The 14,364-nt window shown below is 57.6% G+C and carries 11 protein-coding genes and 1 pseudogene; 7 read left to right on the top strand and 5 right to left on the bottom strand.

Features of this window, described 5'->3' with window-relative positions:
• Positions 1-145 precede the first annotated feature (145 nt).
• Both ACL2XF_RS02105 and ACL2XF_RS02100 read left to right on the top strand, forming a co-directional pair.
• Complete coding sequence (locus ACL2XF_RS02105) at positions 146-904, top strand: LuxR family transcriptional regulator (RefSeq protein WP_410014127.1); 759 nt, start codon at positions 146-148, stop codon at positions 902-904.
• Between the two features lie 90 nt (positions 905-994).
• Entirely contained in the window at positions 995-1,915 is a 921-nt protein-coding gene (locus tag ACL2XF_RS02100) for a proline iminopeptidase-family hydrolase (RefSeq protein WP_410014126.1), read from the top strand.
• 65 nt (positions 1,916-1,980) lie between these two features.
• On the opposite strand, the gene ACL2XF_RS02095 is transcribed toward ACL2XF_RS02100, so the two are convergent.
• Together ACL2XF_RS02095 and ACL2XF_RS02090 are read right to left on the bottom strand one after the other, a co-directional pair.
• Entirely contained in the window at positions 1,981-3,459 is a 1,479-nt protein-coding gene (locus tag ACL2XF_RS02095; RefSeq protein WP_413727912.1) for a 4-hydroxyphenylacetate 3-hydroxylase N-terminal domain-containing protein, read from the bottom strand.
• A gap of 198 nt (positions 3,460-3,657) precedes the next feature.
• The gene (locus tag ACL2XF_RS02090; protein ID WP_413723374.1) at positions 3,658-4,101 is read right to left on the bottom strand and encodes a hypothetical protein; all 444 of its coding nucleotides are present in this window, start codon (positions 4,099-4,101) and stop codon (positions 3,658-3,660) included.
• A gap of 96 nt (positions 4,102-4,197) precedes the next feature.
• On the opposite strand from ACL2XF_RS02090, the gene ACL2XF_RS02085 reads away from it, so the two are divergent.
• The 4 genes from ACL2XF_RS02085 (at position 4,198) to ACL2XF_RS02070 (ending at position 8,891) form a co-directional block, all read left to right on the top strand.
• The gene (locus tag ACL2XF_RS02085) at positions 4,198-5,229 is read left to right on the top strand and encodes a putative B6 ABC transporter substrate-binding protein (protein WP_413727911.1); all 1,032 of its coding nucleotides are present in this window, start codon (positions 4,198-4,200) and stop codon (positions 5,227-5,229) included.
• 62 nt (positions 5,230-5,291) lie between these two features.
• Positions 5,292-6,863, top strand: a complete 1,572-nt coding sequence (locus tag ACL2XF_RS02080; protein ID WP_413727910.1) for a putative B6 ABC transporter ATP-binding protein — start codon at positions 5,292-5,294, stop codon at positions 6,861-6,863.
• A complete protein-coding gene (locus ACL2XF_RS02075; RefSeq protein WP_410014121.1) occupies positions 6,860-7,948 on the top strand; it encodes a putative B6 ABC transporter permease subunit 2 in 1,089 nt (362 codons plus the stop codon). The genes ACL2XF_RS02080 and ACL2XF_RS02075 overlap by 4 nt, the downstream gene beginning before the upstream one ends.
• 10 nt (positions 7,949-7,958) lie before the next feature.
• The gene (locus tag ACL2XF_RS02070; RefSeq protein ID WP_413727909.1) at positions 7,959-8,891 is read left to right on the top strand and encodes a putative B6 ABC transporter permease subunit 1; all 933 of its coding nucleotides are present in this window, start codon (positions 7,959-7,961) and stop codon (positions 8,889-8,891) included.
• 438 nt (positions 8,892-9,329) lie between these two features.
• Here the strand turns inward: ACL2XF_RS02070 and ACL2XF_RS02065 are convergent.
• A pseudogene (locus tag ACL2XF_RS02065) lies at positions 9,330-9,626 on the bottom strand (helix-turn-helix domain-containing protein); the annotation flags it as partial.
• 520 nt (positions 9,627-10,146) lie between these two features.
• Here ACL2XF_RS02065 and ACL2XF_RS02060 point away from each other — a divergent pair.
• On the top strand, positions 10,147-11,469 hold the full coding sequence (locus ACL2XF_RS02060) for a transglutaminase-like domain-containing protein (protein WP_413727908.1): 1,323 nt from the start codon (positions 10,147-10,149) through the stop codon (positions 11,467-11,469).
• A gap of 580 nt (positions 11,470-12,049) precedes the next feature.
• Here ACL2XF_RS02060 and ACL2XF_RS02055 read toward each other — a convergent pair.
• Together ACL2XF_RS02055 and ligA are read right to left on the bottom strand one after the other, a co-directional pair.
• Positions 12,050-12,268 (bottom strand): DUF3820 family protein, encoded by a 219-nt coding sequence (locus ACL2XF_RS02055; protein WP_331120350.1) that lies wholly within the window; start codon positions 12,266-12,268, stop codon positions 12,050-12,052.
• A gap of 29 nt (positions 12,269-12,297) precedes the next feature.
• Positions 12,298-14,322, bottom strand: coding sequence for an NAD-dependent DNA ligase LigA (ligA, locus tag ACL2XF_RS02050; protein WP_413727907.1), 2,025 nt, complete (start codon positions 14,320-14,322; stop codon positions 12,298-12,300).
• Positions 14,323-14,364 lie beyond the last annotated feature (42 nt).

Genomic DNA, 14,364 nt, shown 5'->3' with positions numbered 1-14,364 from the left:
TCCGGTCCCCGGGCGGCGTGGCATCCAAATTGCATGCCATCCGGTAGCCGACAACAAGCGTCGCGAGCGCCGGAAGCGATACGGGAATGGCTTTGCAGGATCCATGCCCTGGCGCCATGGAGACTGGAAGAGATAAGGGGGGCCGATGAGCATTGTGGTAACCGATGCATTGCCGACGCCGCAGGCCGGCTGCAGTCTTGACGACGCCTTTTTATACCTGTACCGGCAAAGCGCCCGGCTGGGCATGGAGGCGCTGATTTATGATTACACGCCGGTGCCGCGCTCGCTGGAAGGCGAACTCATTACGCCGTCGGTGCTGCGCATGAGCAATGTGCCGGAGGATATGCGGCAGCTATGGACCGAAAGCGGCTACTACCAGGTGGATCCAGTGCAGTTGTACGCCCTGAAAAGCTGCGCGCCTTTCGTTTGGTCTTATCAGCGCCCGGATACGACCTTGCTGCGCGATATCATCGGTGAGCGACATCAGCCTGTAACGCACTATATGCGCGACAACAATATGCCCTGCGGCGCCACGGTGCCCCTGCACCTGCCGCAGGGGGGATTCGCCACCCTGACCGGCATCGTCAGCGGCGGCGGCCGGGAGCGCGATCTGACCCAGACTCTGGCGGAGCTGGGCCTGCTGGCCCATACCTTTCAGGAGCGTGTTTATCCGCTATTCGACCGCCAGATGCTGACCTGCCAGTATGTGCGCCTCAGCAAACGCGAACGGGAGTGCCTGAGCTGGTCGGCCGAGGGGCTGACCGCCAAGGAGATCGCCCGCAAGCTGTCGCGCTCGATTGCCACCGTGACGCTGCATTTGAACTCCGCGGCACGCAAGCTGGGGGCCAGCAACCGGGTCCAGGCCGTGGTGCGGGCGATGCATTACCGCCTGCTCGACAGCTGAGCCGGCGCAATACCTAGCATTTTCTCTAGCTATCCGCCGCCGGGCGCGCTGTTTTACCCTAGGTTATCCTTAACCGACAGGTAAACCGTCATGTACAGCATTACCGAAGGCTACGCGCCGTTTCAGCAATACCAAACCTGGTACCGCATCTGCGGCGATCTCCATAATGGCAAGACACCCCTGGTGGTGGTCCACGGCGGCCCGGGCTGCACCCATGATTATGTCGACGCGTTCCGCGATATCGCCGCCAGCGGCCGGGCGGTCATCCATTACGATCAGCTCGGCAATGGCCGTTCCACCCATTTACCGGACCAGGGAGCCGACTTCTGGCGGGTATCGCTGTTCCTGGCGGAGCTGGATAACCTGCTGGCGCATCTGGGCATCGGCAACAACTATGCCTTGCTCGGCCAGTCGTGGGGCGGGATGCTGACGGCGGAGCACGCCGTATTGCGCCCGGAAGGTCTCAAGGCAATCGTCATCGCCAATTCGCCGGCGTCGATGGCGCTATGGCTACAGGCGGCGGCCAGGCTGCGCGCCCAGTTACCGGCCCCGGTACAGCGCTGTCTGGTGGAGCACGAAACCGCGGGCACCCTGGACAGCGAGGCGTATCGCCAGGCCACCCGGGTATTTTACCAGCGGCACGTCTGCCGGCTTACGCCCTGGCCGGAAGAAGTCACGCGCACCTTCGCCGCCATGGACGCCGACCCGACGGTGTACCATGCCATGAACGGTCCGACGGAATTCCACGTTATCGGCACCATGAAAAACTGGGACATTATTGACCGGTTGGCGCGGATACAGGTGCCGGCGCTGCTGATATCGGGCCGCTACGACGAGGCGGCGCCGGAGGTGGTGCAGCCCTTCAAGGATCATATCGCCGGCGCCGAATGGGTGATATTCGAGCAATCAAGCCATATGCCGCACGTAGAGGAGCGCGCGGCCTGCATGCAGGTAGTGGGGAACTTCCTGGACCGTCAGTTGGAAACCCGGGAGAGCGTCGCCGGCCGTTAACCGCCGCGGCGACGTTGCCGGCGGCGATGTGTTGGCGCGGCCCGGCAACCGCGGCCGTGCGGTCATCAGGCCAGCCCGGCCAGTTTTTTTACCTGGCCGACGAACGCATCGCGCTTCACTTCCTCGAATAGCCGGGCGCGCAGCCGCGGCGCAGGGCTGGCATTCACGTTCTCGAACAGCGCCACCCGTCCGGCCAGCGCCCCGGTGGTCATATCCCAGATAAAATTCATCAAGCGTTCTTTTTCCATGGCGCTGGCGCCGTGGCCGGCCAATAACTCCCGCAGCGCGTGACCGATATCGGGATTGTCGAAGGCCGCCTTGCCAAAACGCATCACCAGCCCCTGCCCGCACATCTCCTGCAGGATATGGACAATGTGCGGATAGTGCCGGATGGAATACAGGCGGCCGGCGGTCAGCATGCCGGCATCGGGCGCCATTACGCCGCCCTCGGTAAGACGCGCCTGCGCTTCGGCGGCATAGATAAAGGCGCGCAGGGTTTGGGCATATTCAATCAGCTCCCCCAGCATGGCCTGCACGGCGGGAATGCGGCCGGTGCCCAGCACATCCAGCACCAGCTGCCCGGCGCCGACAAACAGCTCGGCCTTTACCGCCAGCCGTGTCAGCACATGCCAGTGGGCAAAAACGCATACCGGGCCGTAATACCGCATCGCGTCGGGATCGCCAAGATTAAAGATACGTTCGGCGGGCACAAAAACGTTATCGAAAATAATAAACTGGTCGGCTTCTTCCCCCAGCCCGGCGATGGGGTGGTCAAACGGATCGGCGCCGGGATGGGAGACCATTTCCCGCGAAATCAATTTGATTCCCTCGGCGTTAACCGGGATCGCCCCCCAGATGCAGGCTTCCGGCGGCGTTTCCTGGTGACTCCCCAGATTGGTGAAAAAAATCTCGTTGGCCTGGGCGGCGACGGAGCCGACGGTTTTGGCCCCGGAGACGCGAATCCCGCCCCGCTCGATACTTTTTACCCGCAGCAGCGACTCCCAGCCCGCCTTGGGCGACGATCGGTCGGCCTGCGGACCCGCCAGGCTTTCCGCGGCGGTCAGGTTATTATCGCGGCCATAGGCCAGGTAGCGTTCGATATTTTCGGCAAAATCAGGACGGCAGCCGTCCAGGGCGGACCGCTTGGCTTTAAAGACAGGCAGCAGGGCATAGAGTCCCACGACGATGGCGGGCGCCAGATCGGGCGGGCGACCGAAGGTGCCGCCGGTCTTGAGCGAGGTGTATTCAATCATTTTGCGCCGCTCGCGCAGATCATCGCAGGTCCGGGGAATTTGCCAGGCGCGGCTGACCACCGTCCCGCTGGCGGGATCGACGCAGGTGGTGGCGTCGGCATGCTCCGCGCTGAACTGGTCGTCGAACATCGACGCCAGCACATTGACCCCCGCCGCCAGCGCGGGGTCGTCCATCACGCTGCCAAGCCTGTTGCCGTTAACCCACAGCCGCCGTCCATCCTCCAGGGATGCCTTGAACTCGGCGCCGGTCTTAAGCCGGTGCGGCTTACCCTTTGCCAACACGGATGTCATAGTGATTCCCCTTCCCTTGGGTCAAAAACGCAACGCCCCGGCTTTACGCGCGCCGGGCGCTATTTTTACCTATCCCGGCCCGGTCTTTATGGCCTGCCGCTATCCACCGTACCCGGCCGGTTAAGCTAAGCACGGGCTAAAGCAATATTCAAACGTTATGTCTTGCCGGGATAAGAAGGGTTTAAGAAACCGCCCGGGCTACAAACCGCTGGGCGCGACGCGGCACTGGATGGGATCCGCGCCGCCGGCGCAGTCGAGCGTAAGGGAGCGCGGGCTTTCGCCCCGGTGCGTCGACAAGGCCACCTCGTAGCGGGTTTGCCAGGATCGCCCCTGCTCGCCGCACCAGAAGCGTTGAACGGGCAACCGATCCTGATGGTCATTGAGGATAATCACCTCGCCGCTGGCGATATTCTTCCACAGCCCGGTGGATAGCGTCGCGCCGGGGGCAACGGCGCCCAACGGGACCGAATACCAGTGGGCGGTGGTCGCTTCGCAATCCAGGGGACGATGGCCGGTGTTATTCACCACCACCAGAAAAGGGGTTAATCCCCGCGTACCGCGTTGATAATTTGTTGATTCCCCGGCGTAGATTGCGGTGGTGAAAAAAAACAAACAGGGCAATACTAGCCCCTTTAGTGTCATAAAGTGCTCCAGTAAACAGGTCCTATCCGTTAGGAATGCATCAGAAAAGATTTTATTAGCCGTATTGTCAACAATAAAATGTATCGAGGACAGAAGATGATGGGTAAAGGTTGGTTAAAATACGCGGCTGCGATGTCGGTGCTGTCGGTGCTCTGTTCAGCGGCCTATGCCGCTGATATTAAAACTATCGCCATAGTCACCCCCGAACCCGGCACTGATTTCGGCTGGAACCAACAGGGCATCAGCGCCGCCAGGGCGGCCGGTGCCAAAGAGGGCGTCAAGGTCATGGTGGCGGAGAACCTCGGCTACGGCGATATCCGCCCCACGCTGCGCGACCTGACGGAAGATGGGGCGCAGCTTATCATCGCCCACGCCAGCGGTTATAACCAGTCAGGGCCGGAAATCGGCGCGCAGGCCAATGTGCCGGTGGCCATCACCGACAGCCCGTCGTCGTTAAAAGCCGGCAAAGTGGCCGATTATACGGTAAGCGGCCAGGAAGGGGCCTACCTGGCCGGCGCGCTGGCGGCGAAAATGACGCGCAGCGGCACCATCGGTATCGTGGTTTCCGGCGAACCGCCGGCCTGGAACGCGCAGTCCTCGGCTTTTATCCGCGGCGCCAGGGCGGCCAGGAGCGATATTAAAATCCGTTACGCGGTGATCGGCCCGGCGGCGTACAGCGATGCCGCGGGCGGTAAACGCGTGGCGGCCTCCGTTATCGCCGCCGGCGCGGATATTATCTTCGGCCAGGGCAACGGCTCGAGCTTCGGCATGCTGCAGGCGGTGGAAACCACCCCGGCGCCGGACGGCGGCAAAGTCTATTTTATCGACGTCATCGGCGACAAATCCCCCATTGATAAAGGCAACCTGCTCAGTTCCGTCCTGTGGAACCTGACGCCGGTCTACACCGCCATGATCGAGGATCTCAAGCAGGATAAATTCGGCTCCCACAACTACAAGACTTCGCTGGCGGACGGCTCGATCAGTCTGCTGAAAACCGCCCATATCCCGGACGATATCTGGCAGAGCGTCAACGCGGTGCGCGACGACATCATCAGCGGTAAAATCACCGTGCCGGCGGATTACGACGCTAAATCGCTGCACGCCCTGCTGGCCGCCGGCGGTAAATAGTCCGGCGGCAAACGCCCCGGCCGGGGCGCGCCCGTCGCGCTCCGCTTAACGTTATCGAGATCATGATGAGCCAGAATCTGCCTTCATCGGCCTGCCCGGTCGTGACCGTCTGCCAGGTCACCAAGCGGTATCCCGGCATTATCGCCAATGACCAGGTTGACCTGGCGCTGTGGCCCGGCGAGGTTCATGTGCTGCTGGGGGAAAACGGCGCCGGGAAATCCACCCTGGTCGCCATGCTTTCCGGGCTGCAGCAACCTGACGAGGGGCATATCGCGGTGGGGGGCCGGGTCGAATCGCTGTCCTCCCCCCGTCGCGCCCGCGCGCTGGGCATCGGCACCGTGTTCCAGCATGCCATGATGGTGCCGGCATTAAGCGTGGTGGATAATATCGCCCTCGGCGATCCCTGGTGGCGGCGTCCCGCGCGCCGCCATTATGCGGATCGGGTTAATGCCATCGCCCGGGATATCGGCGTCAGGGTCAACCCGTTCGCCCTGGCGGGATCGCTCTCACTCGGTGAGCTGCAGCAGGCGGAAATCGTTCGTACCCTGTTGCGCGGCAGCCGTGTGCTGATCCTTGACGAAGCCACCGCCATGCTGACGCCCGACAACGCGCACGAACTGGGGCGGTTGATGCGCCGGCTGGTGGCGCAGGGCCTGGCGGTGGTCTTCATCACCCATAAGCTTAACGAGGCGCTGGCCTGGGGCGATCGCATCTCGGTGCTGCGCCGCGGCCGTAAAGCCGGCGAGATAGGGCCTGAACGGCTCAAATCCCTTACCGCCCCGCAGACGACCCAGGAAGTGGTCGAAATGATGTTCGGCATTCCCGGCCAGGCCGCCGCGACGCCCGCGGCAGCCGCGGCAGCCGCGGCGCCGGCGCCGAAAACAGCCGGTAAGCCAGTGCTCGAGGCGCAGGGGTTGGCGGTAGAGGATCCGCTGGTGCCGATCGCCGGCATCGATCTGATGGTTCGCGCCGGTGAAATCGTCGGCATCGCCGGCATCGACGGCAACGGGCAAAAACAGCTGGCCGAGGCGCTGGCCGGCCAGCGCCCGGTGGCCGGCGGGCAAATCTGCCTGGACGGCGAGCGGATAGACCATGAAAACATCGGCCAGCGGCGCCGGCGCGGTCTGCGCTACGTCACCGACGACAGGCTGGGCGAAGGTACCGTCGCCACCTTTCCGGTCTCGATTAACCTGCTGCTCAAGCAGATAGGCGACACGCCCTTCTGGCGGCGGGGCATCGTGCAGCCGGCGGCTATTGCACGGCACGCGCTCAGGCAAATCCTGGAATACGATATCCGTACCCCGGCGGTCGATACGCCGGTTGGCAAGCTGTCCGGCGGCAATATCCAAAAGACGCTGCTGGCGCGCGAACTTAGCGGCCAGGCCCGGGTGGTCATCTTCGCCAAGCCGACCCATGGGCTCGACCTGCAAAACACGCAATCGATCCGCGGGAGGATACGCCGCGCGGCCGGTGCGGGCATGGCGGTATTGCTGATATCAACGGATTTGGAGGAACTGCTGGAACTGGCGGACCGGATCGCAGTGATGGCGCAGGGCGGAATAATCGGCATGGTGGAGAATAATCCGGCGGCCCGGGGCCGCATCGGCGAGCTGATGAGCGGAGCCATGACATGAGCGGTCGCTCCGGTCCTGCCTGGGGGCGACGGCTGTCGCCGGCCCGGCTTAAATCCGCCCTGGCACGCGCCGGGCTGTCCGTGGCGCCGGTGGTTATCGCCCTGGTGATCACCGGCGCCCTATTGCGGATCATGGGGGTCAATCCCCTGGATTATTACGGTTTTATTCTGCAAAAGGGGCTGATGACGCCCTCGGGCCTGCAGGCGACGCTGACCCGCATGGGGCCGCTGTTGCTTATTGCCGCCAGTTTGATGGTGGCGTTTCGCGCCGGTCTGTGGAACCTGGGCGGCGACGGCCAGTTTTTACTGGGCGCGGTTATCGCCTCGGCGGTGGCGGCCCCGCTGAATCAGCTCGGGGCGCCGTCGTGGCTGACGCTACTGGCGGCAATGGCGGCCGGTACGTTGATGGGCGGCGCATGGGCGATTCTGCCGGCCATCTTAAAGGCCTGGCAGCATATTAACGAAATCATTACCACGATGATGATGTCCTTTTTAGGCATTTCGCTGGCCAATGTGCTGGTCAAGCTGGTGTTCGCCGATCCCGCCACCACCGTGCCGGAAACCCGTACCCTTCCTTATGCGCAGCGGCTGCCGCCGCTGTTCGGCACCCATACCTCAAGCGGGTTGCTGATTGGCCTGTTTGCCGTGATCGCGGTGCATTGGCTCATGAACCGCACCGCCTTCGGGCTGCGGTTGCGCACCGTCGGCGCCAATCCGCGCGCGGCGCTCCATGCCGGCCTGCCGGTCGGGACGCTGACCATCGCGGTACTCGCCCTGTCCGCCGCGCTGGCGGGCCTGGCCGGCGCGGTGGAGGTTATCGGCATCGAAGGCAACGTGCGCGCCGACTGGAACCCGGCCTATAGCCTGCTGGTGGTGCCGCTGGTGTTTCTGGCCCGCTTCAACGGGTTCGCCACCATCGCCTTTGTCTTTATTTTTTCGGTGCTGTCCATCGGCAGCGAAAGCGCGGCCCGGCGGATGGGCGTTCCCAACCATTTTACCCTGGTCACGGTAGCCGTGCTGCTTATCGTGCTCGGCCTGACGGAAATGGTCGCGCAGCGGCGGCGCGGCCGTGCCGGCGGGCAATAAGGCAAATTATATGGATTTACTGACGCAAGGTTTTCTCTCGTCCCTGCTGCTGGGGGCGATTATCGCCGGAGTACCGTTGTTGTTGACCGGCCTGGGCGAACAGTTATCGGAAAAGGCCGGCGTTTTGAATATCGGACTGGAGGGCATGATGCTCACCGGCGCCTACCTGGGTTTTTATACCGCCTGGCAGACCCAGTCCATGGGCATGGGGCTATTGGGCGGCGCTGCCGGCGGCATACTCATCGCCCTGCTGATGGCCGTGCTGTGCGTGTGGCTGCGCCTTAATCAGATCGTCATCGGTATCGCGCTGACGCTCGGCGCCCAAGGCGCCACCGCGCTGTTGCACTACCTGCAATTCAGCCGCACCTACCCCCGCCTGGGCGGAATCGACAGCGTGGCGCTGCCGCTGCTGTCCGGCATACCCTTTATCGGGCGCATCTTGTTCAACCAGCCGCTGGTTGTCTATCTGGCGGTGGGGTGCGTGGCGCTGTTTGCCGCGGTCTATCGCCATACCAACCTTGGCCTGTATCTGCAGGCCGCCGGCGACAAGCCCGCCGCCCTCGACGCCGCCGGGGTAAGCGTTTTGTGGACACGCACGCTGGCGGTACTGGTGACGGGCGCGCTGGCGGGGCTTGGCGGCGCCTTTATGTCGCAGGTCGGCGCCGGTATTTTTGTGCCCTTCATGACCCAGGGCAACGGCTTTATCGGCATTGTGCTGGCGATGCTGGCGCGCGGCAGGCCGCTGTGGGTACTGGGGGGAGCATTGCTGTTCGGCGCCTGCCTGTCGTTGACCACCGCCCTGCAAGTGCTGGGGGTGGATATGCCCACCGATGTGATCCAGATGCTGCCGTTTATGGCGGTGATGGTGGTGCTGGTCGCATTCGGCCGGCGCGCCAGCTTGCCCTACGCCCTGGGAACGGCCTATATCCGGGGTGAACGCTAAGGGCGTTAAATCTACTTATAAAGATATGAAAACCTTCCCACTGAATGGGTCTGTCGATAAATTGATAGAGCACTAAATAATGAGCAAAAATCATAGTACTTCACCAAGTGCTGCCAACGCTTAAAAAGCGTTAAAAATTAAGCAGGTGTAAAAGGAGAGTGGACTTTCCAGGGTCGCTCGCGGACTCTCTAAAATCAATCTTGGCAGAATGCTTGAGCGATCCCTGTCAACCATTACAAAATGGGAAAATGGATGCCATTCTCTTGATGTTGAGGTTTTAGATAATCTTTCTAAGGAGGTGATCATAATATCGTTACACTTTTGCTTGACCGTGCATCCCTCCGGAAAATGGGCTTACCATTTTCATAACGTGGTGCACTTTGTTCAGCAACTACCACATTGAACTGCCGCTGTGATCTCTGGTTATTGTATCAAGCTAGGGTCACGAATGCATAGCGTTGGCGCTGCCCTTCACCAGCCCGGCAGCGGGAAGCCAACGTCTCACCGTTGAAGCATGTAAACGACAACCTGTTATCTCATTGATTTTGATTGCCAATAACTTTGTGCTCCAGCGTGAGCGCTGATAGCCAAAATCTCCCGGCGAGTGTTTAACAAGCTAACTCAATAGTGCGCAGATATACTCAAACGGCCAGCGTCGCCCACGTCCCGGGGCTATGGTTTTAGACCTTCCGGGCCATAAAGCGTGAACTAATTAATCCAACGCGCCAGCGACGACAGGATAAATATTATGGCTATGTATATTTTGAATTAAATATTTTCTAATATCACCTCCATCATTCTCGGACAAGTCATCGGTGGATATGTTCATTGGTGAAAATTAATGTGACAAACACTCAATATCACATAAGCTTGCTATTAATTTCTGGAGAACACGCCTAATTGAATGATTGCACTAATCGTACCTTAAAGAAATTTGAAACATGCATCATTAATATGAACCTGTTTATAGGGTGAAAGAGAAAGGTGAGGTAGTAGGCAGAAGGGCATTAAAGGATCATTAAAATGTATTTAGTCATAATCCAACATATAATGTTCAACAGATGTGATAATGAGAAGATGTGTGCAATTATTATTCAATCAACGCGGGAAAATAATTTATTACTAGTTAATGCTTGTTGCATTGGCTAATATTAACTTATGGTGCTGAAAAATTGGAGCACCCTCTAATTTATCTGGCCTAAGGTAAATAATATTAAGTTGTGTAAAAAATTTTAAGACGATCACAGGAGAACCCATGCAAACTACGTTAACATTCAACTCACCGAGCTCAATAAACACTAAGCCCTCATATGGATGTCGTAGGTTTTACGATGACGCTTCCTTCTTGCCAAATCCCCTACAAGGTTTAAAAAAAGCGGGAAATTTTGCTGTTAATACAAAGCTGATTTTTGACGAAAAAGCAGTGGGAAATCTAAAATTTTGCGAATTATTTACGAATAAAGTATTATTAAACACTCTTACAACTCCCTTTAAATATAATCAATCAAACCATGTAGTGTCTCCTAAAAATAATAGAACTAATGATTACATATCATTTATAATGAACAAGAAATTCATTAGCCTTGACAATTTATCTGAGTCTTTAATCGATGTAATTAATTCTCGCTATGCTGAGACATTAACTACGGAAGGTGAATGTGTTGAATTTAACCACTGCCGCGCCTTTTTCGATGTTAAGTATGATAAGATTCGTTTTGCATTCAAAAATGGTGCAGTTGTGAATCTCTCAGTTAATGCTGAAGGTAAGGTTTATGGGTTTTACGGTTACTCACATGACTTAATTAAGATTATTGCGGCTGGGATTATAAGAACTGGATTCGCGGAGAAATTGGTCGTTGTCTTAGAGAAAATTGAAGTTGATAAGACAGCAGCTTTAGCAAATGTAGTGACGTCTGATGATAAATTAAAACTCCTTAACGGCATATTAAAAAAAACTCGGTATTTTTTCAAGGGTAGCCGTTTCAAGTCGAGTAATAAGATAAAGACCAACGATGATATAAAAGTTCGCTGGGATGAACACATCGAAACGATAAGACTCTTAGGATTATGCCGTGAATATCCTAATACTGGATTTCTTGAAGAATATATCAAATTTTCAGTCGACCATCAAGTTGGGAATTGCGGCGAAATGGCAAGAATAACTTATGCCTTTTGTGAAAGTTATCATTTATGTCCAGAGTTTATTAGTTTTGAAAAAAATAAATATTCTAATCACGTAGCATGTGGTGTTAAAATAAACAATGAATATTACATACTCGATCCTTGGGCTAATATAATATGTAAAGAAATAAATTTTATATCAGCTCTGATGAATAAAATTGCCGCATGGAACAAAAGTGGTAAATTTATTTTAAACGGGGAAGCTGGAACTATTCACATGAGTCAAAATAGTATAACGCCTGTTGACCTATTGATAACACCAGAAGATATTTCTAAATTCAAGTTAGTACGCAAAATGAAATTAAACCTGGGGCGTCAAGTTGTTGGCTCCGCCTTCATAAATTATCTAGAAGATAAATTGAAAAATAAAGGGTTTGATAAAAAAGCAGCGGGTTAAAAATTTCTTAATTGTAAAGCATTATTCAACGCATTGATTATAAAGCTTAATGCGTAGTTTTACGTAACCCTACATCCCTTAGCAATAATGAGGAATTTTGAAGCCGCTCGACGGTAAGAAGTGCCTAAGATGTACTGAACCCCAAAATTTGACACTGCCGCTGTTTTCAACATGAGCCGGGTATTCTACCTGGTTCATTCACCTAAATAGGTGATCCTCATACCACGACACTTTTGCTTGACCGTGCCTCCCTTCGGAAAATGGGCTTCCCGTTTTCATAACCGGTGGAGTATGTCGGCGCGAGGTCGGCGTAAATGAGAACTGCTGGATGATATAAAAAGACCGGAACCAGACCGTTTATTGCCGCGGCGCCTCAATCGCCTTTGGAATCAGTAAATTTCACTAAAAATACTTTGATTGAAATGTATCAGAATCAGCTATGCTGAGCTTTAGTGCGAAAATACACCTTAAAAATAGCCTTGGCGCAGCTCAGGTGTCAACAATACACAAATGTTATAAATATAGTCCCCAAATAATTACTCTAACTTAAGGCATATTTTGTATTCTCGACGATATTAATTCATTTTTTTTGCTTAAGCGGCTTGATAAGCCCCTCAAGCCCCTCGATTTTAATGGCGAGCGTAATCGACATCAGTTCCCCCAGCCGGCCCTGGGGGAATTCACCTTTACGGGCAAACCACAGCAGATAAGGCTCGGGCAGATCGATAAGCGCCCGCCCCTGATATTTGCCGAACGGCATTTCGGTATTGGCGATGGCCACCAGATCTTCTTTCTCCATGATTGACTCCTCTTGGGCCGGGATCGGTGTCACTCGCCCAGCAGGCGCATCATTTCCGCCTCATCTATTACCGGAATATTGAGCTGCTGCGCCTTAGTCAGCTTGGAGCCGGCCGCCTCGCCCGCAATCACCAGATTGGTCTTGGCCGACACGCTGCCGCTGACCTTGGCGCCCAGGGCCACCAGGCGATCCTTGGCCTCGTCGCGGGAAAGCCCGGTTAACGAGCCGGTCAGCACGATGGTCTTGCCGGCGAACGGGTTGTTGTCTTCGGCGGGCGCAGCCTCCGGCTCCGGCCAGTGGATGCCGATGGCGGGGCTGACCAGCTCGGCGATAACATCCAGGTTGTGCTGCTCGTCAAAAAAGTTGCGCACATGGGCGGCCACCACTTTACCAATATCCTGCACGCTCACCAGCGCGTCAATATCGGCGGCGTACAGCGCATCCAGGGTTTTGAATTCCGCCGCCAGGTTGGCGGCGGTGGCCTCCCCCACTTCGCGAATGCCCAGGGCATACAGAAATCGCGCGAATGTGGTTTGTTTGGCGGTCTCCAGGGCCGTCAGCAGATTTTGCGCCGACTTCGGCCCCATGCGATCAAGACGGGCCAGGATGTCCTTATTCAGGCGGAACAGATCGGCGGGCGTCTTGACCAGCTCGCGCTCGACCAGCTGATCGATGATTTTATCGCCCATGCCGTCCACATCCAGCGCCCGGCGCGACACAAAATGCTTCAGCGCCTCTTTGCGCTGGGCGCCGCAGACCAGGCCGGCGGTACAGCGTACCACGGCTTCGCCTTCCACCCGCTCGACGTCGGAGCCGCACACCGGGCAATGGGTGGGAAAGACGATCGGCCGGGCATCGCCGGGGCGTCGCTCCAGCACCACACCCACCACCTGGGGGATAACGTCGCCGGCGCGGCGGATAATCACCGTATCGCCGATTTTCAGCCCCAGGCGCTCGATTTCATCGGCATTGTGCAAGGTGGCGTTGCTGACCATGGCGCCCGACACCAGCACCGGCTCCAGACGCGCCACCGGCGTTACCGCCCCGGTACGGCCCACCTGGAACTCGACGTCCCGCACCCGCGTCATCTGCTCCTGCGCCGGAAATTTATAGGCGATGGCCCAGCGCGGCGCGCGGGCGACAAAACCCAGCCGCTGCTGCAGCGCCAGGGAATCGACCTTGATCACCACGCCGTCGATATCAAAGCCCAGGCTGGCGCGCTGTTCCTGGACATGGCGATAGAATTCCAGCACCTGTTCGGCGCCGGTACACAACCTAATACGGTTGCTGACCGGCACGCCCCAGGATTTAAACAGCTGCAAGCGTTGCCAATGGCTGGCGGGCAGCTCGCCGCCTTCCAGCAGGCCGACGCCGTAAGCGAAAAAGGTCAGCGGCCGTTTGGCGGTGATGGCCGGATCCAATTGACGCAGCGAGCCGGCGGCGGCGTTGCGCGGATTGGCGAACACTTTGCCGCCCTCGCGTTTGGCGTCGTCGTTCAGCCGCTGGAAACCGGCCTCGGACATAAACACTTCGCCGCGGATTTCCAGCCGTTGGGGATGGGGTCCGTCGCCGTCCTGTAGCCGCAGGGGGATGGTGCGGATGGTGCGCACGTTGGCGGTGATGTCTTCGCCGGTGGTGCCGTCGCCGCGGGTGGCGGCGCGTGCCAGCCGGCCGTCTTCATACAGCAGGCTGACCGCCAGGCCGTCGAGCTTCAGCTCGCAGCAGAACACCAGGTCGTCGTCGCTTCTCAGGCGATCGCGCACCCGCTTGTCAAACGCCAGAAAACCGTCTTCGTCAAACACGTTATCCAGCGACAGCATCGGCACTTCATGGCGAATCTGGTGAAAGACGGTCAGCGGCGCGCCGCCGACGCGCTGGGTGGGGGAATCCGCGGTAAGCAGTTCAGGATGCTGCGCTTCCAGCTCGCGCAGCTGCGCCATCAGCCGATCGTATTCGGCATCCGGCACCTGCGGCTCATCCATCACATGATAAAAATATTCATAACGGCGCAGCAGGGCGCGCAGGGCGTCTATTTGTTGATTGATTGGTTCCATTGCTCACCATCAGCGAAAAACCCCCCGCAAGCGGGGGGCGTG

Origin of the sequence: Sodalis sp. RH19, from assembly GCF_047324215.1 — a bacterium.
Lineage (GTDB): Bacteria > Pseudomonadota > Gammaproteobacteria > Enterobacterales > Enterobacteriaceae > Acerihabitans.
This window is presented reverse-complemented; position numbering and strand designations above follow the sequence as displayed.